We start from the raw sequence: 21,150 nt of genomic DNA on the forward strand, positions 1-21,150 counted from the left end.
GATGAGACGTGCGTACGCGGTTCTGCTCGCCTTCTGCCTGGCCCTGGCCGGCGCCCTGGTCACCGCGGGCCCCGCGCAGGCGGCGCCCCAGACCGTCACCACCGGCACGCAGTTCACCGACACCTCGGGCAACCCGGTGCACGCCCACGGCGGCGGTGTCCTCAAGGTCGGCTCGTACTACTACTGGTTCGGCGAGCACCGCAACGCCGACAACACCTTCCGCTACGTGGACGCCTACCGCTCCACCGACCTGAAGAGCTGGGAGTTCAGGAACCACGTCCTGACCCAGTCGAGCGCCGCCGAGCTGGCCACCGCCAACATCGAGCGTCCGAAGGTCATGTACAACGCCGCCACCGGCAAGTTCGTCATGTGGATGCACAAGGAGAACGGCACCGACTACAGCGAGGCCCGCGCCGCCGTCGCCGTATCGGACACGGTCGACGGCAACTACACCTGGCAGGGCAGCTTCCGTCCGCTCGGCCAGCACATGTCCCGCGACATCACGGTGTTCGTCGACACCGACGGCACCGGCTACATGATCTCCGCGGCCCGGGAGAACTACGACCTCCAGATCTACCGCCTGACCAGCGACTACACGGGCATCGCCGCCCTGGTCGCCGACCCCTGGCACGGCGGCCACCGCGAGGCCCCCGCCCTGTTCAAGCGGAACGGCGTCTACTTCATGCTGACCTCGGGCGCCACCGGCTGGAGCCCCAACCAGCAGCAGTACGCCACCGCCACGGACATCGCCGGCCCGTGGACCGCGATGACGAACGTCGGCGACTCCACCACCTACGGCTCACAGACCGCGTACGTCCTCCCCGTGCAGGGCACTTCGACCACCTCGTACCTCTACCTCGGCGACCGCTGGGGCAACTCCTTCGGCGGCACCGTCAACGACTCCCGCTACGTCTGGCTGCCGCTGACCTTCCCCTCCTCGACGTCGATGTCGATGTCCTGGTCCCCGGAGGTCACCGTCGACACGGCCACCGGCGCGATCAGCGGCACGAGCGCCACCTACAACACCCTCGTCGCCCGGCACAGCGGCCGCTGCGCCGACGTCACCAGCCAGTCGCAGTGGCAGGGCGCCCAGCTCAAGCAGTACGACTGCAACGGCGGCACCAACCAGAAGTACTGGTTCAAGTCCGTCGGCGGCGGCTACCACCAGCTGATGACCCGGCACAGCTCCCTGTGCGTCCAGGAGAACGCGAGCACGGTGACGCAGGAGAACTGCAACGCCTCATCCACCGCCCAGCAGTGGTCGGTCACCACCAGCGGCTCCTATGTCGCCGTCGTCTCCCGCGCGAGCGGCGAGTGCCTGGACGTGAACGGCGCGTCCACCGCCAACTCCGCCGCGATCATCACCTACACCTGCAACGGCGGCACCAATCAGCAGTGGACGCGCGGGTCGTGAGATGCCGTCAGGCGAGCAGGTCGATCGCGTCGATTGCCGTGCCCGCGCTGAGATAGCCCGTGGTCCCCGAACCGCTCACCACGTCGATCCGCAGCACGTTGTACTGGCCGGTGTCCGTCCGCCAGGCGGACGCCGGCACGCTGTACGTGAAGGTGTGGTTGTTGCCCCGGTAGGACCCGTTGGTCAGCGACCGGGTGCCCGGCTGGGTCGGCGGGGAGGGGATCGCGGACGTCCAGGCGTCGTTCACCGTCACCTGGGGCCGGCCGTTGGCGTACGCCGTCGTCACCCCGATCCGCAGGGTGTGCGCGGCCGCCGCCTGGGCCGCCGTCAGCTTGAAGTACACGAGGATCCCGCTGTTGACGTCCTTCCAGAGGTAGCAGGGGAAGGACGCCGTCTCGTCGTTGCCGACGACCACGTTGCCCGTCCAGGAGGCGGCGCGGACGTCGGAGGGGTGCGCGTACGTCATCAGTCCGGCGTTCTTGAAGCCGGCCGGTGTGCCGTTCCAGTCGCCGATCCGCCAGATGGCGCTCGCGTTGCCGGGGTCGTTCGAGGACGGGATCGCGATCGTGTTGAGGGTGGTCGTGCCACCCGCCGTCACCGTCACCGAGCCCGTGTACACGGCCAGTTCGCCCTTGAAGACGGTGAGCGTGTACGTCCCCGGCAGCACACCCCCGATGGAGAACCAGCCGTCCGAGGCGCGGGCCGAACTCCAGTACTGGGCGTCCGAGTTGGCGAGTCCGACCGTGTACGGGTACGCCGTGTTCCGCCCGGAGATCCCGACTCCGGCCACCCGGCCGCGCCCGCCCGCGCCGACGTACCCGGACATGCCGAGCGAGTCCGCCCACGAAGTGGTGAGCGTGCCCGGGAACAGGGAGGAGGAGGGCGCGCCCCCGTCCGTGAGGGCGATGACGTACGGGCCCTGGAGGCCGAAGCGCTGGGCCTCGGTCTGGTTCTGGCCGTAGTAGAGGATCTCGTACAGGCCGCCGCCGTCCGCGCTCTGGTGCCGCAGCAGCGAGCGGTAGAAGGGGCCGCCGGACGCCTTCTCGTGGTTGCTGCGCACGATCCACAGGCCGACGCCGCCGCCCGTCCAGCCGACATGGTCGTAGTCCATCACCCGGAGCCCGGAGTAGTGCTTCGAGCGGGTCTGGCCGTCGGGCTTCGCGAACACGTCCGAGGCCTCGACGGTGGTGGGCGCGTAGGTGTAGGAGTCGGGCTCGTCGTTGAGGAACAGGCCCTTCTTCACACGCAGGATGTAGCGGGTCGCCGAGACGGACGTGTCGGCCTTGTCGGTCCAGAGATAGATGTTGTTCTCGCCGCTGCGGGCCGCGTAGTAGTGCCGCAGGGTGCCGTGGGCGACCGAGATCAGGATCGTCGTGCCGGACTGTTCTATGGACACGGTGGAGGTGCCGAGGCCGGACTCGATGTGCGAGTTCATGCCGCCGTAGCCCTGGTAGTCGGTGCCCCGGTAGATCAGCGAGGTCAGGTCGCCGTTGGTCTTGCTCACCTTGAAGACCAGGTCGGCGCCGGTGTCGACGACGTAGTTCGAGCCGTCGTCGCTCCAGCCGAAGGCCGCGGCGCGTGCCGTGCCGGCGAGGGCCGCGGTGCCGGCCGCGGCCGTGGCGCCGAGGACGAAGGTGCGGCGGCGAACGGATCTTCCCTGGGATCCGGACATGGGGGGTGCCTCCTTCGGAGTCTGGGTGCGGGTGTTGTGCAGAGTGGCAGTTGAATCGATTTCGCGAAAGGGCTTGCGCAGAGCTTGGGCTGGGCGGTTCTCTGAACTGGCATTCAGATCTAGAAAGCGCTTGTCGAGTCGAGCGAGAGGAGTCGCGCATGAGACGTTTCAGCGTCGCCGTACTGGTGACGGCCGCCGTGGGCGGTGTGCTGACCGCGGCACCGGCCCGGGCCGCCGAAACCTTCGCCAACTGCACCGCCACCGCCTGCCACTTCGACGTCCCGCCAGGCAGCTACGACGTGAAGGTCGTCCTCGGCGGCGACACGGCGTCGAGCACGAGCATCGCGGGCGAGACCCGCCGGGGCCTGCTCCCCGAGACGTCCGTCCCGGCCGGTGAGCGCACCGCCCGCAGCTTCACCGTGGACGTCCGTACGCCGGAGGGCGAGCCGACCGGCGCCGAGGGCACTCCCGGCCTGGACCTGCGACTGGGAGGCGCGGCCCCCGCACTCGCCGACGTCAAGGTCACCCCGGCCCGCCACGCCCGCCGGATCTTCCTCGTCGGCGACTCCACGGTCTGCGACCAGCCCGGCGACCCGTATGCCGGCTGGGGCCAGCAGCTGCCGCAGTACCTCCGCAAGGGCCTGTCCGTCGCCAACCACGCCGACTCCGGTGAGAGCACGGTCAGTTACCTCGCCGACGCCCGTCTGTGGGCCACCGTCCGGCCGCTGGTCCGTCGCGGCGACCTGGTGCTGATCCAGCTCGCCCACAACGACAAGACGACCGACGAGGCGACGTACCGGGCGAACCTGGAGACACTCGTGGCGGGCGTGCGCGAGAGGGGAGGCGAGCCGGTGCTCGTGACGCCGATCGTCCGCCGCTGGTTCAACTCCGACGGCACGCTGAACAATGGCACCGCGCTGCTGGTGAACGGCCTGGGCGTGGACCATCCCGCGGTGATCCGCTCGGTCGCCGCCGCCCGCGACGTCCCTCTGATCGACCTCACGGCGAAGACCAAGGCGCTGGTGGAGTCCCTCGGCGTCGAGGGCTCCAAGGCGCTGTACCTCTACAACGAGAAACGGGACAACACGCACACTTCCGTGCACGGCGCCACGGTGTACGCGAGCCTGGTCCGCGAAGAACTCGTCTCCCGGCATCTGGTGCCCGAGGGCCTGGTGCGGGTGGGATGAAACCCCTGGGGCGTCCCGACCGGAACCGGGGCGCCCCAGGCCTTGACCGAGCCGCACGGAAAGAGAGCGATGGACCTGCCCCCGGACGACCGCACCCGCAGCCCCCGCACCGGCTACACCCGCGCCCACTGGGAGGCCGCCGCCGACTCCCTGCTCGCGGCGGTCGAGCCGTACGCCACCGAGGACCGTGCGCTCTACCACCTCCCGGGCGAACATGAGAGCTGGTCGGGCCGCCTCTCCGACGGTCTTGAGGGCTACGCCCGCACGCTGCTGACGGCGGCGTTCCGCCAGGACGAGACGGCGCTGGAGCGCTACGCCGACGGGCTCGCGGCCGGTGTCGCGGGTGTCTGGCCCCGCATCGAGGACCGCGGCCAGCCCCTGGTCGAGGCGGCGTCGATCGCTCTCGCGCTGCGGCTGACCCGGCCCCTGCTCTGGGACCGGCTGGACGACGGGGTGCGGCAGCGCGCGGCGGCCTGGCTCGGGGACGCGCTGACCGCCGAAGCCTGGCCCTGCAACTGGGAGTTGTTCCCGGTGACGGTGGGCGGCTTCCTCCAGGAGGCCGGCTACGAGGCCGAAGCGTCCCGCAAGGCGATCGAGCGGGGCCTGGAGCGCATCGAGGACTGGTACGTCGGCGGTGGCTGGTACACCGACGGCGACGGCCGGAAGTACGACTACTACAACGGCTGGGCCATGCACCTGTACCCGGTGCTGCACGCCTGGCTCGCACGCGACGAACGCCTTCTGGACCTGTACGGCGGGCGACTCGAACGCCATCTGGAGGACTACGCCCGCCTGTTCGGCGGCGACGGCGCCCCGCTGCACCAGGGCCGCTCCCTGACCTACCGCTTCGCGACCACGGCCCCGCTGTGGCTGGGCGCCCTCACCGGCCGCACCCCGCTGCGGCCGGGGGAGACGCGCCGACTGGCCTCGGGCGCTCTGAAGTACTTCCTGGAGCGCGGCGCCGTGGACGCGAACGGCCTGCTCACCCTCGGCTGGCACGGCCCCGACGAGACGGTCCTGCAAGGCTATTCGGGCCCGGCGTCCCCCTACTGGGCGAGCAAGGGCTTCCTCGGCCTGCTCCTCCCGGCCGACCACGAGGTCTGGACGGCGCGGGAGGAGCCCGGCCCCGCCGAGCGCGTCGACGCGGTCACCGCGATCCAGGCCCCCAACTGGCTCCTGCAGTCGACGAGTTCGGACGGCGTGGTCCGCCTCCACAACCACGGCAGCGAGGACGTCCGCTACGACCCGCACTACACCCGCCTCGCCTACTCGACGGCCACGCGGCCCGCACCCGCGCACGACAACAGCGTGATCGTCGGCGACGACCCGAGCCGCACGGACATCGTGCCGCTGGGCGTGGGGGAGGGCTGGGCGGCCTCGCGGCACTCGGTCGGCGACGGGGTGCGGGTCACGAGCGTGGTGCTCGCGCGGGGCGCCGTCGAGGTGCGGGCCCATCTGGTCGCGGGGGCGCGGCCGGGGACGCCGGTGCGGGTCTCCGGCTGGGCCGCGCGGGACGGGTTCCGTGCCGAACTCCGGCCGGCCGCCGGTCTCGACGCCGGCCTCACCGGCGTCACCAGCGACCGCCCCACCCTCTTCGTCGCCCTCGCCCGCCTCACCGCCGAACCGGAACCCGCGCCGCTGGACGACCTGGTGACCGTGCGGCCGGACGGTGGGGACGGGATCCTCGTGCGCTGGAGCGACGGCCACGAGGTCCTGGCCCGGTTGACGGACGGCGAGGGCGTCGGCGTCACCGCCTGAGCACGGCCGGGCACCGCGACGGCGTCACATGGCCGTGGCCCGCCCGGAGAGACCCGCCCGGTCGAGCGACCGGGCGACGGCGGGCAGGTCCCGAGGATCGCCGTCGGGGCCGGTGGAGCCGAGCCGCTCCAGTAGCAGCCGCGCGTCCAGCCGGTATGCCTCGGCGTCGGCCAGCAGGTCGGCCGCGCCCGGACCGGGGAGCGTGCCGTCGATGTGGCACGCCAGGTCCCTCAGCAGGGCGGCACGGTCGACGAAGTCGCTCAGACCGCAGTCCAGGCCGTCGTCCTTGAGGCTGTCGGGATAGGGCGCCCGGCTCCAGGCCTCGTTCTCGTACCAGTAGACGCAGCCCAGTTCGTAGCCTTCGAGCCGGTCGCGCAGCTCCTCGTAGGGCAGCCAGTCGGGGCCGCCCGCCAGCATGTCGATCGGCGGCTCGTGCCACTTCACGCCGCTCGACTCGTCCTCGCCGTAGAGCACGTACCGGCCCTCGCCCATCCGCGACATGACCCACCAGGTACAGCCGCAGTCGTCCCAGTGCAGGCCGTCCTCGTCGATCCAGTGGCCACTCCTGTGAACCGTCGGCGTCTCCTCCCTCTCGGTCGTCGCCTCGACGGCGGCGATCAGCGCCCACCGCGCCCACAGCACCTCGCCGGCCGGAAGGTCCCCCGGCAGCCCCGGTCGGTGAATGGTCATGCGTTCCCCCGAGTCGTACTCGCCACGATGATGATCACCGCAACACTACGACGTTCACTCGCCCGCGCCCCATGCTTCGGCCGGCACCGAAGTGACCGGGGCCTAGCGTCGGAACCGGAACGAGGACCGCCGACGCACAGGGAGACCGTCGTGACCACCTTCGCCGAACTCCACCGAGGCGAGGAGCCCCTGCTGCTCCCCAACGCCTGGGACCACGCCTCGGCCGGGGCGCTCGCCGCCGAGGGCTTCCGCGCGGTCGGCACGACCAGCCTCGGCGTCGCCGCCGCCGTGGGCCTGCCCGACGGGGCGTCCGCCACCCGCGACGAGACCCTGCGCCTCGCCCTCGCGCTGGGCTCGGGACCGTACCTCCTCTCCGTGGACGCCGAGGACGGCTACAGCGAGGACCCCGACGAGGTGGGGGAGTTCGCCCGGGAACTCGTGGCCGTGGGGGCCGTCGGCATCAACCTGGAGGACGGTCTCGGCTCACCTTCGCTGCACGCCGCGAAGATCGCCGCCGTCAAGGCGGCCGCACCCGGCCTCTTCGTCAACGCGCGCACCGACACGCACTGGCTCGGGAAGGGGGAAACGGACATCAGGGCCCGGCTCGACGCCTACCAACAGGCGGGCGCCGACGGCGTGTTCGTGCCCGGGCTCACCGAACCCCGCGAGATCACCGCCCTGGTGAAGCATCTCGACGTCCCCCTCAACATCCTCTACGACCCGGCCGGCCCCACCCTTCGCCGGCTCGCAGACCTGGGCGTCCGGCGGGTCAGCCTCGGCTCGCTGCTCTACCGGCGGGCGTTGGGCGCGGCGGTAGAGACCGCACTGGACATCCGCGAGGGGCGCACACCGCGCGGGGCGGCCCCGTCGTACGGCGACGTGGACGCGCTCAGCCGTCGGGGCGAGGTGTGACTCACAGCGACGAGCCGTAGGTTCCTGTTAGCCTTGACTCTTTCGCGGGTATCACACCCTTTGGACTCATCACCGGCGAGGGACCGAGGAACCATGACCATGGACATCCCCGGCGACAGGCGTCTGGCGGCCGCCGTCGTGATGGACGACCGACAGCGGGTGCTTCTGGTGCGCCGCAGCGAGAAGGAGCGGTTCCTGCCCCGGGTGTGGGGCGTTCCCTGCGGAAAACTGGAGCCCGGTGAGAGTGCCGTGGACGGCGCCCTGCGGGAGCTGAAGGAAGAGACCGGACTGCTCGGCGAGATCGTCCGCAAGGTCGGCGAGTCCTCCTTCCTGAGCGACTACCGGGGGCACGAGATCAAGAACTGGCAGGAGAACTTCCTGGTCCGGCCCCTGACCGGGGAGATCACCCTGCCCGAGCCCGACCAGGACCACGCCTGGCTCGCCCGCGCCGAGCTGACGAGCGTCGAGATCGACGAGTACAACCTCGACATCGTCCGGCAGGCGTTCACAGAGTTCTGAGCTGCTCCGCGAGGTCCCGCAGCGCCGCCAGATATTCCGCCGTCCCCAACGGCACCTTCGCGACCGCGCCCGGATGCGGGCCCGCCGCCGTGAACACATCGGTGTGCGGCCGTCGTTCGGCGCCCGTCTCCAGGAACAGCGTCACCGTCGGCCGGTCCGTGTCGCACCAGGCCCGGTGCAGGGTGTGCGCGGGCAGGGCGTAGGAGCTGCCCGCCGCGTACTGGCCCAGATGCGTCAGCCGCAGCCGCGCCGGCCCCGCCGGCTCCAGCACCCAGCTCGCCGAGTGCTCCGCCAGCGACTCCTCGTAGCGGGCGGCAGCGATGCCGCCGTCGCCGACCTCGTACAGCTCCATGGCCAGCCGGCCCCGTACGACATAGGACGCCAGTGGTGAACGGTGGTTGTGGATGTCCTCCTTGCCGATCGCGCCCGCGCCCGGATGCCAGACGTGCGCGCGCAGCATCTGACGCGGTCCGCCGTCGATCAGCAGCAGCTTGTCGAAGCCGAGGACATGCCGGTACGACAGCCGGGCGCGGGCGTCCGGATCCGCCTCGCCCGAGGCGAGTTCGGAGACCAGCTCCAACAGCCTTTCGGGTGAGCCGAGTTCGGTGACGACCGCACGGGCCGCGGCCACCAGCCGGTGCTCGGGCAGTTCACCGTCCAGCGCCCCGGTCAGCAGCCTCCGTGCCGCCAGGACCTGCCGACCGCCCATGCACCATCCTCCAACGCCCGCTCTAATCAACCGACTTCAGCCCTGTGGCTGGTACATCCATACGGCATGCGCACGCAGCGCCGAAAGACCTTGATAGGTCATCCACATCGGCCGCCGCCGCTCGGTCGCCTCGTCCCGCGCCCACAGCCAGATGCCGTCCGTCTGCCCCGCCCACACCGCGGCGACCGCCCCCTCCAGCCGTACCCGGAGCTCGTCCTCCAGGCCCTCCGCGCGGGCAATCTCCAGCGCGCTCGGCGTGAGCAGGGCGCGGGCGAGCCAGGACGCGGTGAAGTGCCGTACGTTCAGCACCTCGTGGCGGGCCGGGTCGTCGGTGCGGGGCCGGCGCACCTCCTCGTGGAGGTTCGCCAGGTCCGGACACGTGTCGTGCGGCGCGTCGGGGCACGACAGCAGCCAGCGGATGCCGTCCTCACGCGCGGCACGGGCGCGTTCGGCGCGCGCGTCGCCGTCCTCGCCGAGCACCCGGGCGGCCCGGTCCAGGGCGACGACGGCCTGCGCGGTGTGCAGCGGCGACGGCCTGCCGTACGGCGGCTGGAGCCGGTAGCCCCAGCAGCGCAGATGGTCGCGGCGCGGGTCGCTGATCGCGCCGTCGGCGAGGGCCTCGCGCAGCAGGGGCAGGACCTCGGAGCGGGGCGCGGCCCGCAGCAGCCCGCGCAGCACCGTCGTCACGACATGGGTGGACTCCCGCCCGGCGCGGTCGAGTCGGCGGGTGAACCCGTCGGCGCAGTGCTCCACCTCGGCCGCCAGCCGCTCGGGGGACGCACCCGCGCGGGCCAGCGCCCCCAGCACCAGCGCCGTGACCTCCGGCCGCGCCTCGGAGCCCTGCGAGCGCGCCGACCAGCCGCCGTCGGGAAGCCGCAGCCGCCACAGCGTGTCGACCAGTTCGCCGGTGCTCAGCCGTCCCTCGGGCACGCCGAGGTCGAGCATGATGTGCAGGCCGTAGGCGGTGCCGACGGGCGTGGGCCGGGACGGCGTGTCCTCGCCGAGGGAGTGCGGCCAGCCGGTGAGCCGCCCGTGCTGCGGGTCCTCCACCACGGACACCTGCTCGACGAGGGTGTCGTAGGCGGTGGCGAACACGACCGGCAGCGGGCCGGGCGCGCCCGGTGCCATCGCGCCGGGCCCCACGGTGGGAGCGGGCGCGGAGTCGGCCGCCGTCCGCGCCCGCAGCAGTCCCGCCGCCAGCCAGGCCGCCACGAAGGTGCCGAGCCCGCTGACCCCGGAGATCAGATACCGGGCGGCCGAGCCGTCGATGGAATCGGGCAGGACACTGAACAGGAACTGGAAAACCCCGTATCCGGCGGCCGCGGCGCCGAGGCCCCCGAGCCAGCCCACGAAGCGTGCCGGGGGCGAGGTGTGCGGGTCGTCCGCGTCCGGGGAGGGGGGTGCGGGATCGGGCCGACGGGACCTCAAGGGGCCGCGTCCGAGCTGCTGTTGGGACAAGACGCGCTCCCTCCCCCGTGGCGGCGGCGTGCGAACTCCGCGAAGCTTCCAGTCTAAGTGGTCAGCGTGGCACCTGGGGCAATGGCCGGTGGTGCCCGCCGCGCGGCCAGTTGGCCAGAGCCACGTGCAGGGCGTCGATCGCGCGGTCCCACGACTCGCGCACGTCCCGGGGAGCGCCGAACGCCCCGGTGGACTCCAGGGCGCAGTAGCCGTGGAAGGTGCTGCGCAGCAGACGGACCGCGTCGGTGAGGTCGGGCTCCTGAAGGCCGTAGGCGCGGAGCATGCCGTAGGTGATCTCGGCGGTGCGGCGCATCGCGGGGGAGTCGGCGACCAGGGACCGGTCGACGCGGATCTGGGTCGCGGCGTACCGGCCCGGGTGCTGCAGGGCGTACTCCCGGTAGGCGTCCGCGAAGGCGGCGAGCGCGTCCTTGCCGGCGCGTCCCGCCACGGCCGCGGCGATCCGGTCGATCATCTCGCCGCCCGCCAGCAGGGCGAGGCGGACGCGCAGGTCCTGGAGGTTGCGGACGTGCGAGTACAGGCTCGCGTCCTTCACGCCGAAACGACGGGCCAGCGCGGACAGGCTGACGTTCTCGAAGCCCACCTCGTCGGCGAGCTCCGCGGCGGCCGCGGTGAGGCGGTCGGCGGTGAGTCCTGCGCGGGCCATGGGAGTGCGTCCTTCGACTGCGGAAACCTAAAGCGACTAGGCAGGATGCTAGTGGTCGCCGGTCGCACCCGGCCTGACCAGCCCCGTCTCGTACGCCAGGACGACGGCCTGGGCACGGTCCCGCAGCGACAGCTTGGCGAAGATACGGGCCACGTGGGACTTCACCGTGGCCTCGCTCAGGGTGAGACGGGCGGCGAGCTCGGTGTTGGACAGGCCCCGGCCGAGCAGGGTCAGGACCTCACGTTCGCGAGGAGTGAGGGACGCCAGGTCGGCGGGGACGCCGGGCGTGCGGGTGGCGGGGTCCGTGGCGAAGCGCTCCACCAGGCGGCGGGTGATGGAGGGGGCCAGCAGGGCGTCGCCGGTGCTGACCAGACGTACGGCCGCCGCCAGGTGCTCGGGTGTGACGTCCTTGAGGAGGAAGCCGCTCGCCCCGATCGACAGTGCCGTGTAGACGTAGCGGTCCAGGTCGAAGGTGGTGAGCATCAGCACCCGGCAGTCCGGGGCCTGCCGGAGGATGCGGCGGGTGGCGTCCAGGCCGTCCATGTTCGGCATGCGGATGTCCATCAGCACCACGTCCGGGCCGAGTTCACGCGCCAGCGACACCGCCTCCACGCCGTCCGCGGCCTCGCCGACCACCTCGATGCCGCGCGCGGTCAGGATCAGCCGGAAGCCGGTGCGGATCAGCGTCTGGTCGTTGACGACGAGCACGCGCGGCGACGGCTCGGCCACCGGCGCCGTCACGGCCGGTCCAGGGGGATGCGCGCCCGGACGCGGTAACCGCCGCCGAGCCGCCGCCTGGCGTCCAGGTCACCGCCGTAGACCGCGACCCGCTCCCGCAGCCCCAGCAGGCCGCGCCCGGTGCCGTCCCGGTGCCGCGGTACCGGCCGGGGCTCCCGCGGGGCGCCGCCGGTCAGCACGCTCGGCCCGGTGTTCAGGACCTCCACCCGCAGCGCGTGGTCCGCGTAGCGCACCGTGACCTCGGCCTTGCCGCCGTCGCCGTGCCGGAGCGCGTTCGTCAGGGCCTCCTGCACGATGCGGTACGCCGTCACGTCGATCCCCTGCGGCAGCGGGCGGGGCTCGCCGGAGATCCGGACCTCGACCGGCAGCCCCGCGAAGGACACCCGGTCGACCAGCTGCCCCAGCCGGTCCATGCCGGGCTGCGGGGCGAGGTCGGCGGCGCTCGCACGGTCGTCCGCGCCGGTCTCGGTGTCATCGTCCTCGCCGCTCGGCGACGGGGCCAGCAACCCCAGCAGATGCCGTAGATCCGTCATCGCGCCGCGGCCCGCGTCCTCCACCGCCCGCAGCGCCGCCGACGCCTCGTCCGGCATGGTGCCCATGACCTCGCGGGCGGCGCCGGCCTGGACGACCATGAGGCTGACGTTGTGACTGACGATGTCGTGCAACTCGCGGGCGATACGGTCGCGTTCGGCCGAGACCGCCGCCCGGGCCGCGCTCTCCCGCTCCCGCTCCAGCAGCCAGCCGCGCTCCCCGACCGCCTGCCGCCAGCGGCGCCGCGTCCGCGACAGCGCCACCGACAGCGCCAGTACGGCCGCGCACGCCACCGCGAGTGCCACCACCGGCGCGTTCGTCCCCCAGTCCCCCATGGCGTTCACCCTGACAGACGATCACCGCGAGCGCATCGGCCGGGAGGTGCAGACCCTGCATCCGGAGGATGAGGCGCCGGGCCGGATGCCATCCCGGGTGGGATGTCCGGACGCGGGTCCGCCTCGTAGCGTCCTGCCCATGACAGTCGAGGACAGCAGTGGAGAAGTCGTCGTACGGCTCGACGGCGTGCACAAGGAGTACGGCGAGACGACGGCGCTGGCCGGGGTGTCGCTGGAGATCCGGGCCGGGGAGGCGGTCGCGGTGATGGGCCCCTCGGGGTGCGGCAAGTCCACGCTCCTCAACATGATCGCCGGCCTGGACCGGCCCACGGGCGGCACGGTCGTCGTGCACGGGGAGAACGTGGGGGAGCTGAGCGAGAAGGGGCTCGCCCTGTACCGGCGGCGCCGGATCGGGATGATCTTCCAGTTCTTCAACCTGATCGACGACCTGTCAGCCCTGGACAACGTGGCGCTGGCCGCACAGCTGACCGGCACCCCGGCCCGTCAGGCCCGCCGTCGCGCTCTGGAGCTCTTCGACGAACTCGGCATCGGGGCCCGGCGCAACGCCTACCCCGCCGTCCTCAGCGGCGGTGAGCGGCAACGCGTCGCCGTGGCAAGGGCGTTGATGAACCGCCCGGCCCTGCTCCTGGCCGACGAGCCGACCGGCGCCCTGGACAGCCGCTCCGGGGAACAGGTCATGGATCTGCTGCTCGACCTCAACCAGATCGGCCAGACGCTGATCCTGGTCACCCACGACGAGCACCTCGCCCGGCGCTGCGCCAGCCGGCTCGTCGAGTTCGCCGACGGCCGGGTCACCGGCGAGCACACCCTGGAGCCGTCCGCATGAGGGCCGTGTGGCGCGCCGCCCGCGCGGCGGTACGGCGGCGCAGACTCCAGACGCTCGTCATCGCGCTGGTCACCCTGACCTCGACGGCGGCGACGGTCGTCGCCCTCGGTCTGCTCGACGCGGCCTCCGCCCCCTTCGACAAGGCCTTCGGCAGGCAGCGCGGCCCGCACGTGACCGCCGTGTTCGACCCGGCGAAGGTGTCCGCGCCACAGCTCGCGCGGGCCGCCCGGCAGCCCGGCGTGGCGGCCGCCGCGGGCCCCTATGCGCAGGCCACGGTCGAACTGCCGGACGGCGCAATGAACTTCGGCCTCGGCACCCAGATCACGGTCGTCGGCCGCGCCGACCCCGACGGCCCCGTGGACCGGCTCGACCTGTGGGCGGGCCGCTGGGCCACCAGCCCCGGCGAGGTCGTGCTGAACCGGCAGTCCGACTGGACCCCGGACGACCTCGGCAAACGGCTCCCGATGCCGTCGGGCGGCCCGGAACTCACCGTCGTCGGGTTCGCCTTCGACCTGAGCCGTACCGCCGACGCCTGGGTCGCTCCCGGGCAGATCGACGCCCTGGAGCCGACCGCCGCCCAGATGCTGTTCCGCTTCCCTGACGCCTCCTCCGAGGACCGGCTGCGCGACCAGCTCGGCACGGTCACCGAACGGCTCCCGGCGGACGCGCTGACCGCCTCCCGGACGTATCTCACCCTCAAGCACCAGGTGAGCAGTTCGGCGCGGGCGTACACGCCCTATCTGATGGCCTTCGGCATCCTCGGGATCGCCGTCGCGGTGCTCATCGTCGCCAACGTGGTCAGCGGGGCGGTGATCTCCGGGTTCCGGCACATCGGTGTGCTCAAGGCGCTCGGCTTCACGCCGGGGCAGGTGGTCGCCGTGTACCTCACGATGATCTCCGTGCCCGCGGTGGTCGGCTGTGCGCTCGGCACACTCCTCGGCAATGTGCTCGCGCGCCCCTTCTTCGAGTTCGTGTTCATGGGGCCGGACGCGGGAGTGCTCCACGACGACGTGTCCGTCGCCGCATGGGTGAACGCCGTCACCCTGCTCGCCATGCCCGCGGTCTGCGTCCTCGCCGCGCTCGCCCCGGCCCTGCGCGCCCACGGCATGTCGGCGGCGCGGGCGATCAGCGCGGGCAGCGCCCCGCGCGTCGGGCGTGCCCTGGGCATCCAGCGCCGGCTGGCCGGCAGCGGACTGCCGCGCTCGGTGAGCCTGGGCATGGGGCTGCCGTTCGCCCGGCCCGGACGCAGCGTGCTGACGCTGGCCGCCGTGGTCCTGGGAGTGACCACCGTGACGTTCGCGACCGGCCTTGCGACGACCATGGACCGGTTCGGGAACGCGGGCCGCGACGCCTACCAGGTGACGGTGTACGCCTCCAGTTTCCGGCACGGCAAGGAGATCGAGCCGCGGCACGACGACCGCGAACTCGACGCCCTGCTGAGGGAGTTGCCGGGCGCGGGAGAGGTCACCGCACGGGCGTCGGTGGACGTACGGCTGACCGGCTCGGCCCATCAGGTCACCCTCGAAGGGCGTCGGGGCGACCGGCTCCGACTGGACGGCGTACTCACGGACGGCCGGTGGATGCGCGCGAGCGGCGAGATCGTCGCCGGCTCGGCCTTCCTGCGGCAGAACGGCGTACGGGTCGGCGAACGGGTGAGCCTGGAGAAGGGCGGCCGGACCGAACGGGTGCTGGTCGTCGGTGAGTTCATGGAGAGCAACGCCCGGGTCGTGCTCTCCGACTGGCCGACGCTGACGGCGCTCGCCCCGGCCGAGCGGCCCATCGCCTACCACGTGGCACTGCGCGACGGCGCAGACCCGGCCGGCTACGCCCGCGCGGCCCGCGCCGCCGACGCCGGGGTCACCCCGGACGTGCGGGGCTCCAACTCCGTCACACGGACCATCGTCGGCTCGGCCTCCGTCCTCACCCTGATGCTCGCCGCGGTCGCCTCCCTCGGCGTCTTCAACACGGTCGTCCTGAACACCCGCGACCGCAGGCGCGACCTGGGCATGCTCAAGTCGATCGGCATGACCCCACGCCAGGTCACGGCGATGACGGTGACGTCGATGGCCGTCCTCGGCGCGCTCGGCTCCCTGCTCGGCATCCCGCTGGGCATGGCCGGCTACGAGCTGGTGATCCCGCGCATGGCGGACGCGGTGGACATCACCCTGCCGCCCTGGATGACGGACGTCTGGCAGGCCCTCGCCTTGACCGGACTCGCCCTCGCGGGGCTGCTGATCGCGGTGCTGGGGGCGTACGTACCGGCGCGCAGGGCGGCGCGGCTGACGATCGGGGAGGTGCTGCGCAGCGAGTGAGGCGGCGGCCTCAGCAGCGCCTGCCGTGGGCCACGACCAGCTCGACGTCCTCGGCCCGCACCCGCAGGGCGTGGCGCTCGGTGTCGTCGCCCCGGGCCGGAGACGGGTCCCAGAGCCAGAGGGTGTCGCCGCTCGGCTGGAAGGACAGCACCGGGTGGGCGGTCGGGACGGGGCCGTTCACGACGGGTGTCTCGGGGCCAAGGGGCCGGACGCAGACGAGTTCGGCCCGCAGGCCGAAGTAGCCGGGCGGACGGTGGCCCGCGCCGGCCGCGTCCATCGCGCGACCGGCGGCCTTCTCCACGTCGTCGAGCGCGATCTGCACGACGGTCAGGACCGCGATCAGCCCTGCCAGCACCAGCGAGACACGGAAGAAGCCGCTCACCGGCGCCTGCACATTGAAGTGCCGGGCCCAGCCCGCCAGCGCGATGAGCCCCAGCAGGAACAGCACGGCCACGGCCAGCGGGCGCATGGCCACGAGGTACTGCCAGTAGAAGCCCACATGCACCGCGTCGGCCGGGATCCCGAACATGTCCTCCAGATAGACGGCGTGCAGGAACGCCCCGACCCACGGCATCACGAACGGCAGCGGCGCCGCGAGGACGGGAAGGAACCACTGCACGTTGCGGCTGAACCAGGACGCGCTCAGCGCGTACCACAGCCCGAAGGCCGTGAGCCCGAGGCCGAGCGTCATGCCGAATCCGGCGAGCAGCCCGGACAACCCCGTGTCCTCGGAGCGTCCCCAGATCCAGCCGGCGAACGTCCCGCTGCCCGCCAGGACCATGCCGCAGCCCAGCCGGACGAGCTTGGGACGTGGCGCGTTCGAGGTCATCCACGCACCCGTCGGCCAGGAGACGGCCGCGGGCACGAGCAGTGCGGTGAAGCGCCACGCGGTGTCGAACGCCCCGAGGACGATGCCGCTCGCGACACAGACCAGCACGACGGCACTGATCACCGCGACCCGTCCGGCATCCTGACGCCATTGCGTCGCCCCGGCCTCGGGGCGGGGCCCGATCGCCCGGCGTATGTCGTGCGCGTCGGGGTCGAAGGGCGGGCCGCCGATGTTGCGCGCCCCCAACTCCGCGAGCGCCCGCTCCCGTTGCTCGTCGGAGTACTCGCCGCGCAGCTGGAGCGTGTGGCGCACGTCCAGGCCGCCGACGGCCGCCCAGTGCTCGGCCAGCCACCGCAGGACCGGTCCCGCGCCGGCCGGCACCCTGCGGTGCACGTGGTAGACCGTCTGCGTCTCGGTCGGTCTGGGCGGGATCAACTTGCTCTCGCGCACCCACAGATCGAGCTTGCGCCGCTTGGCGAGGGTGGTGAGCTGCTCGACGGCCGTCGACCGTGCGGTCCAGCGGGAGCCGTGCACGGGGACCTCGACGATGAGCCCGGCGTACCCGTCTTCCACGGTGACCGAGTCGCCGTCCCGCGCGGGCCGCACCCCCCACCCCTGGGCGCCGAACACCCCGCTCGCCAGCTCCAGTTCGTCCTGGTCGTCACGGACCTCGACGACCAGGCGAACCCTGCGGTTGTACGGTCCCAGCGCCTCCGGTGTCACCGGGGAAGTCTCGCACCGTCAGCCGATCGGCGCGTACAGCACCCCCAGCTTGTCGATCTCGTCGCCGGAGCGCCCCGTGAAGCCGACGATCTGCCGACCCGGCGGCGCCGTGAAGGTCTTCGCGTCCGAGGTCGCCGTGCCGGAGGACAGCGTTCGGCCCTTGTCGGTGGTGAAGGCCGCCGAGAAGATCCGGGTACGGCCGTCCTTCTGGCCCTGCGTCAGCTTCGCCGTCGTGAGGTGCTCGCCGGCGGCGAGGGTCAGGGACGTCGCGGTGCCGCCCGTGCCGCCGTGGGCGAGGGCGCCGCCGCCGTCGTGGGTCAGGGCGACCGCGTCCAGGCGGGACCCGCCGCGCAGGGTCAGGGTGCGGGGCGCGGGCGTGGCCGGGAGGTCGTCGGCGTCGTTGAAGGCCGTGCCGTGCGGGCCGCCGAAGAAGTCGCTCGCCCTCAGGGACGGGTCGAGGGTGTAGGAGAAGTCGACCGTGTGCGGGAAGTGGTCGGAGAGGTGCTCGCCGTCCCCGCGCAGGAACTTGGCCCAGTCGTTGTGGTAGCGGGTCGCGTTCAGGGACAGCAGTTCGCCGCCGCGGTAGAGGACCTTGTCGACGACCTCGCAGTCGTCGGCCGGCGCCGTCGCGTCGCACAGCAGCGCGTCACCGCCGGCCGCCGGGGGAGTGCCGCCCTTCACGAGTTGCACCCACGCGTCGGTGAGGCCGTTCTCGGCGACGAGCGTGCGGATGTTGTCGCCGGTACGGGTGTAGCGGGTGTTGGTGTCGCCCATGACGATCACCGCGTTGCCGGCCGAGTTGGCCTGGATGAAGTCCGACAGCTGCTCGACGTTGGCGCGGCGGGCGGCGAGCGCGGCGTCGTCGGAGTCGGCGTTGGTGTGGACGTTGTACAGGTCCAAGAACACGCCCTCGGCGAGGCGCACGCGGGCCAGCGTGAAGCCCTTGGGGGTCAGGCAGTTGGTGCCGGTGCAGTCGTTCCACCTCACCCGCTCGAAGTCCTCGAAGGGGTGGTCGGAGAGGGTGTTGAGGCCGTCGCCGAAGGCAGCGCCGCCGCTGGTCGCCGTGCGGTAGGGGTGGGTGTCGTTGGCGTACAGCGAGGCGTGGTAGTTGAAGTCCTCCTGCACGTTGACGATGTCGTACGGGCCGAGCCGCTGCCCGATGAGCGGGGTGTTCGTCTCGGGGTCGCTGTCGCCGAGGCCGAGGGGGAGGCCCGCGATGTTGTACGTCAGCACATCGAAGGACCCGGAAGCGGCGGCCGGCGCGGCTGTCGCGGGGGTGGCGGCGGTGGCGGTGAGGCCGGTGAGGGCCAGCGCGGCCGCCGCGAGCGTACCGATCAGTCTTCTCATGGTGGGGGTGTCTCCGGTCGGTGACGAAGAAGATGAACGTTGAAGTTGAGCGTTGTTCAGGTTCGGTGTCAACAAGGCTGACGTACAAGGGTCGTTGAGGAAACTGTGAGAGGCGGGGCGATCCGCCGTGTCGGCGGCACCCGGCGGTCATGCCTTGCTCGTTCAACGTTCATGTTTCGCCTTGATCCTCCACAGGCGGCGCAACAGCGCCGTAGAAGGCAGCCGCTGGAAGCCGGCGGCATCCCAGGAGGCGTTCATGGGACACGGGCACACCCACGGCCACGGCCATCACCACCACGGACACGACCACGACCACTCGCACGACGCGGCGGCCGCGCTGCCCGCCGCCTTCGACCCCGCCGTGCCCGACGAGGCCCTCACCCCCGAGCAGCAGTCGCGCCGCACCCTGCTGCGCCGGGCGGGACTGCTGGGCGCGGGTCTGGCCGCCGCGAGCGTCGTCGCCCCGGCCGTGGCCGCCGCCGCTCCCGCGTCCGCCGCCTCCTCGGCCCCGGCCTCCGGCGGCCGCCGGTCCAGCGGGTTCCTGTGGCTGTCCGGTGACCACCACATCCACACCCAGTACAGCAGCGACGGCAAGTACCGCGTCGTCGACCAGGTCCGCCAGGGCGCCAAGCACGGCATGGACTGGCTGGTCATCACCGACCACGGCAGCACGACCCACGCCAAGATCGGTGTCGACAAGGTCAACCCGGACATCAGGGCGGCCCGCGCCGCCTACGAGGACACCCTCGTCTTCCAGGGCCTGGAGTGGAACATCCCGGGCGCCGAGCACGGCACCGTCTTCGTGCACCCCGGGAGCAACGAGGTCTCCGTCCTCAAGCAGTTCGAGACGGACTACGACGGCAGCGTCAAGAACGCCTCCGACTCGACGCCCGCCAACGAGGCCCTCGCCGTGGCCGGCCTGAACTTCCTCGCCGAGCAGGTCCAGCGCCGCAAGGTCAAGGACGCGCTGATGCTCGCCAACCACCCGGCGCGGCGCGGTGTCGACTCCCCGCACGAGATACGCAACTGGCGTGACGCGGGCCGTGGCCGCCAGATCGCCATCGGCTTCGAGGGCGCCCCCGGCCACCAGGCCGCCGGCCTGCCCGCACCGATGGGCCCGGGCCGCGCCCGCGGCATCTACGACAACAACCCCAGCGCCAACTCCTTCGCCGGCTACCCGCCGGAGAGCTACCGCACCTGGGGCGGCTTCGACTGGATGACGGCGACCGTCGGCGGCCTGTGGGACAGCCTCCTCGCCGAGGGCAAGCCGTGGTGGATCACCGCCAACTCCGACTCCCACCAGGTCTACGCCGACACCGCGGCGCGCGGCGGCGGCAACTTCGACGCCAACGGACGCTACGACGACCCGGTCTACAACGGCCAGATCGACATCGCCCAGGGCGACTACTGGCCCGGCCAGTACAGCCGTACGCACGTCGGCTCCGACGGCTTCTCCTACGCCGCCGTCATGGACGGCATCCGCGCCGGCCGCATCTGGGTCGACCACGGCCAGCTGCTCGGCGCCCTCGACGTCCGGGTGAGCGGCGGTCACCGCTGGGCCACGCTCGGCGGCGCGCTGCACGTGCGCAAGGGCACCAATGTCACGCTGACGGTCGACGTTGCGATGGCCGGCGGCCCCAACTGGGCGGGCTTCGTGCCCAAGCTGGCCCGCGTCGACGTCATCCAGGGCGATGTCACCGGCCCGGTCGCCGACAAGGACACGTTCACCGCGCCGACGGCGAAGGTGGTCAAGTCCTACGAGGTGAACAAGTCCTCCGGCACGCTCCGTCTCACCTACGACCTCGGCCGGGTCGACCGCCCCGTCTACGTCCGCGTGCGCGGCACCGACGGCAACCGTGGCGCCGTCGGCGCGATGGGCGCGGCCGTGGACCCGGCCGGCCCCGCCATCGACGTCGTCGGTGACGCCGACCCGTGGCGCGACCTGTGGTTCTACTCCAACCCGGTGTGGGTCCTGCCCTCGTGACGCCGTACGTCCTGACCGTGGACTCGGGTGTCAGGGACCTTCGTGCGGCCGACCACCTGCTCCACACGCTGGCGGCCGAACTCGCCCTCCCCGAGGGCGTGTTCGGCTGCACCCATCTGGTGCGGGGAGAGCGTCCGCGGGTGGCGCTCTCCCTCGCCCTGCCGTCCGAGCCGCTCCTGCGTACCGCCCAGGAGCGGCTCACGGCCGGGGGGCACGAGGTGTCACCCGGCGCGCCGGACGAGGTCGGCCGCGCGGTCCTCTACCCGGGCGTCTCGACCCTGACCGGCACCCTGACCGTCGCGGACGTCCTGTCCCGCTCGGCCATCGACCGCGTCACGGTGCTCGGCACCCCGAGCGGCCCCGCCCCCGACACCCCCATGGTGACGAGGGACCACGTCCGCCCGCAGTGGCTGCACGACGAACTCGTCCTGACCGCCATGCCGGCGATCGGCGGCACCCTGGTCCCCTTCGAGGTCCCGGAACCCACGCCCTGCTGCGCCGATCACTGAGGTGCCGTTCGT

General features: G+C 72.3%; 18 protein-coding genes. 9 read left to right on the plus strand and 9 right to left on the minus strand.

Annotated features, from left to right (window positions below; genetic code table 11):
• Window position 1 precedes the first annotated feature (1 nt).
• The gene (locus PGH47_RS33560) at window positions 2-1,414 is read left to right on the plus strand and encodes an RICIN domain-containing protein (RefSeq protein WP_271666501.1); all 1,413 of its coding nucleotides are present in this window, start codon (window positions 2-4) and stop codon (window positions 1,412-1,414) included.
• Window positions 1,415-1,421: 7 nt separating this feature from the next.
• Here the strand turns inward: PGH47_RS33560 and PGH47_RS33565 are convergent, their stop codons facing one another.
• Window positions 1,422-3,086: a rhamnogalacturonan lyase B N-terminal domain-containing protein gene (locus PGH47_RS33565; RefSeq protein WP_271666502.1), complete on the minus strand. Its 1,665-nt coding sequence runs from the start codon at window positions 3,084-3,086 to the stop codon at window positions 1,422-1,424.
• 158 nt (window positions 3,087-3,244) lie between these two features.
• Here PGH47_RS33565 and PGH47_RS33570 point away from each other — a divergent pair, with 158 nt between their 5' ends.
• Window positions 3,245-4,273, plus strand: coding sequence for a rhamnogalacturonan acetylesterase (locus PGH47_RS33570; RefSeq protein WP_271666503.1), 1,029 nt, complete (start codon window positions 3,245-3,247; stop codon window positions 4,271-4,273).
• Between the two features lie 69 nt (window positions 4,274-4,342).
• Window positions 4,343-6,031, plus strand: coding sequence for a DUF2264 domain-containing protein (locus PGH47_RS33575; protein WP_271666504.1), 1,689 nt, complete (start codon window positions 4,343-4,345; stop codon window positions 6,029-6,031).
• A 24-nt stretch (window positions 6,032-6,055) separates the two neighbouring features.
• On the opposite strand, the gene PGH47_RS33580 is transcribed toward PGH47_RS33575, so the two are convergent.
• Window positions 6,056-6,721 (minus strand): hypothetical protein, encoded by a 666-nt coding sequence (locus PGH47_RS33580; protein ID WP_271666505.1) that lies wholly within the window; start codon window positions 6,719-6,721, stop codon window positions 6,056-6,058.
• Between the two features lie 150 nt (window positions 6,722-6,871).
• On the opposite strand from PGH47_RS33580, the gene PGH47_RS33585 reads away from it, so the two are divergent.
• Window positions 6,872-7,633, plus strand: a complete 762-nt coding sequence (locus PGH47_RS33585) for an isocitrate lyase/PEP mutase family protein (RefSeq protein WP_271666506.1) — start codon at window positions 6,872-6,874, stop codon at window positions 7,631-7,633.
• A gap of 93 nt (window positions 7,634-7,726) precedes the next feature.
• Window positions 7,727-8,152 carry an NUDIX hydrolase gene (locus PGH47_RS33590; protein WP_376054109.1) on the plus strand — a complete coding sequence of 142 codons (426 nt, stop codon included), beginning with the start codon at window positions 7,727-7,729 and terminating at the stop codon, window positions 8,150-8,152.
• On the opposite strand, the gene PGH47_RS33595 is transcribed toward PGH47_RS33590, so the two are convergent.
• The 5 genes from PGH47_RS33595 to PGH47_RS33615 form a co-directional block, all read right to left on the minus strand.
• Complete coding sequence (locus PGH47_RS33595) at window positions 8,139-8,861, minus strand: hypothetical protein (protein WP_271666507.1); 723 nt, start codon at window positions 8,859-8,861, stop codon at window positions 8,139-8,141. The two genes, PGH47_RS33590 and PGH47_RS33595, sit on opposite strands and share 14 nt — an antisense overlap.
• Window positions 8,862-8,897: 36 nt before the next feature.
• Window positions 8,898-10,319, minus strand: a complete 1,422-nt coding sequence (locus tag PGH47_RS33600) for a hypothetical protein (RefSeq protein WP_271666508.1) — start codon at window positions 10,317-10,319, stop codon at window positions 8,898-8,900.
• 61 nt (window positions 10,320-10,380) lie between these two features.
• Window positions 10,381-10,983, minus strand: coding sequence for a TetR/AcrR family transcriptional regulator (locus PGH47_RS33605; protein WP_271666509.1), 603 nt, complete (start codon window positions 10,981-10,983; stop codon window positions 10,381-10,383).
• A 48-nt stretch (window positions 10,984-11,031) separates the two neighbouring features.
• Window positions 11,032-11,712, minus strand: a complete 681-nt coding sequence (locus PGH47_RS33610) for a response regulator (RefSeq protein WP_271668213.1) — start codon at window positions 11,710-11,712, stop codon at window positions 11,032-11,034.
• A gap of 8 nt (window positions 11,713-11,720) precedes the next feature.
• Window positions 11,721-12,587, minus strand: a complete 867-nt coding sequence (locus tag PGH47_RS33615) for a sensor histidine kinase (RefSeq protein ID WP_271666510.1) — start codon at window positions 12,585-12,587, stop codon at window positions 11,721-11,723.
• Between the two features lie 139 nt (window positions 12,588-12,726).
• Here PGH47_RS33615 and PGH47_RS33620 point away from each other — a divergent pair, with 139 nt between their 5' ends.
• Together PGH47_RS33620 and PGH47_RS33625 are read left to right on the plus strand one after the other, a co-directional pair.
• Window positions 12,727-13,434, plus strand: a complete 708-nt coding sequence (locus tag PGH47_RS33620; protein WP_271666511.1) for an ABC transporter ATP-binding protein — start codon at window positions 12,727-12,729, stop codon at window positions 13,432-13,434.
• Window positions 13,431-15,746: an ABC transporter permease gene (locus PGH47_RS33625; protein WP_271666512.1), complete on the plus strand. Its 2,316-nt coding sequence runs from the start codon at window positions 13,431-13,433 to the stop codon at window positions 15,744-15,746. The genes PGH47_RS33620 and PGH47_RS33625 overlap by 4 nt, the downstream gene beginning before the upstream one ends.
• 10 nt (window positions 15,747-15,756) lie before the next feature.
• Here PGH47_RS33625 and PGH47_RS33630 read toward each other — a convergent pair whose 3' ends face one another.
• Window positions 15,757-17,298, minus strand: coding sequence for a hypothetical protein (locus PGH47_RS33630; protein ID WP_271666513.1), 1,542 nt, complete (start codon window positions 17,296-17,298; stop codon window positions 15,757-15,759).
• 18 nt (window positions 17,299-17,316) lie between these two features.
• Complete coding sequence (locus PGH47_RS33635; protein ID WP_271666514.1) at window positions 17,317-18,645, minus strand: jacalin-like lectin; 1,329 nt, start codon at window positions 18,643-18,645, stop codon at window positions 17,317-17,319.
• A 256-nt stretch (window positions 18,646-18,901) separates the two neighbouring features.
• On the opposite strand from PGH47_RS33635, the gene PGH47_RS33640 reads away from it, so the two are divergent.
• Window positions 18,902-20,629 (plus strand): PHP domain-containing protein, encoded by a 1,728-nt coding sequence (locus PGH47_RS33640; RefSeq protein WP_271666515.1) that lies wholly within the window; start codon window positions 18,902-18,904, stop codon window positions 20,627-20,629.
• The gene (locus PGH47_RS33645) at window positions 20,626-21,138 is read left to right on the plus strand and encodes a hypothetical protein (RefSeq protein ID WP_271666516.1); all 513 of its coding nucleotides are present in this window, start codon (window positions 20,626-20,628) and stop codon (window positions 21,136-21,138) included. The genes PGH47_RS33640 and PGH47_RS33645 overlap by 4 nt, the downstream gene beginning before the upstream one ends.
• Window positions 21,139-21,150: the final 12 nt, after the last annotated feature.

The organism is Streptomyces sp. HUAS 31 (assembly GCF_028198125.1).
Classification (GTDB): domain Bacteria; phylum Actinomycetota; class Actinomycetes; order Streptomycetales; family Streptomycetaceae; genus Streptomyces; species Streptomyces chartreusis.

Excerpts from the sequence above, each read along its gene's own strand:
- PGH47_RS33635 (WP_271666514.1), bottom strand. The coding sequence starts at position 18,645 with ATGAGAAGACTGATCGGTACGCTCGCGGCGGCCGCGCTGGCCCTCACC.
- PGH47_RS33575 (WP_271666504.1), top strand. The coding sequence starts at position 4,343 with ATGGACCTGCCCCCGGACGACCGCACCCGCAGCCCCCGCACCGGCTAC.
- PGH47_RS33620 (WP_271666511.1), top strand. The coding sequence starts at position 12,727 with ATGACAGTCGAGGACAGCAGTGGAGAAGTCGTCGTACGGCTCGACGGC.
- PGH47_RS33560 (WP_271666501.1), top strand. The coding sequence starts at position 2 with ATGAGACGTGCGTACGCGGTTCTGCTCGCCTTCTGCCTGGCCCTGGCC.
- PGH47_RS33625 (WP_271666512.1), top strand. The coding sequence starts at position 13,431 with ATGAGGGCCGTGTGGCGCGCCGCCCGCGCGGCGGTACGGCGGCGCAGA.
- PGH47_RS33565 (WP_271666502.1), bottom strand. The coding sequence starts at position 3,086 with ATGTCCGGATCCCAGGGAAGATCCGTTCGCCGCCGCACCTTCGTCCTC.
- PGH47_RS33640 (WP_271666515.1), top strand. The coding sequence starts at position 18,902 with ATGGGACACGGGCACACCCACGGCCACGGCCATCACCACCACGGACAC.
- PGH47_RS33590 (WP_376054109.1), top strand. The coding sequence starts at position 7,727 with ATGACCATGGACATCCCCGGCGACAGGCGTCTGGCGGCCGCCGTCGTG.
- PGH47_RS33615 (WP_271666510.1), bottom strand. The coding sequence starts at position 12,587 with ATGGGGGACTGGGGGACGAACGCGCCGGTGGTGGCACTCGCGGTGGCG.
- PGH47_RS33595 (WP_271666507.1), bottom strand. The coding sequence starts at position 8,861 with ATGGGCGGTCGGCAGGTCCTGGCGGCACGGAGGCTGCTGACCGGGGCG.
- PGH47_RS33580 (WP_271666505.1), bottom strand. The coding sequence starts at position 6,721 with ATGACCATTCACCGACCGGGGCTGCCGGGGGACCTTCCGGCCGGCGAG.
- PGH47_RS33605 (WP_271666509.1), bottom strand. The coding sequence starts at position 10,983 with ATGGCCCGCGCAGGACTCACCGCCGACCGCCTCACCGCGGCCGCCGCG.
- PGH47_RS33570 (WP_271666503.1), top strand. The coding sequence starts at position 3,245 with ATGAGACGTTTCAGCGTCGCCGTACTGGTGACGGCCGCCGTGGGCGGT.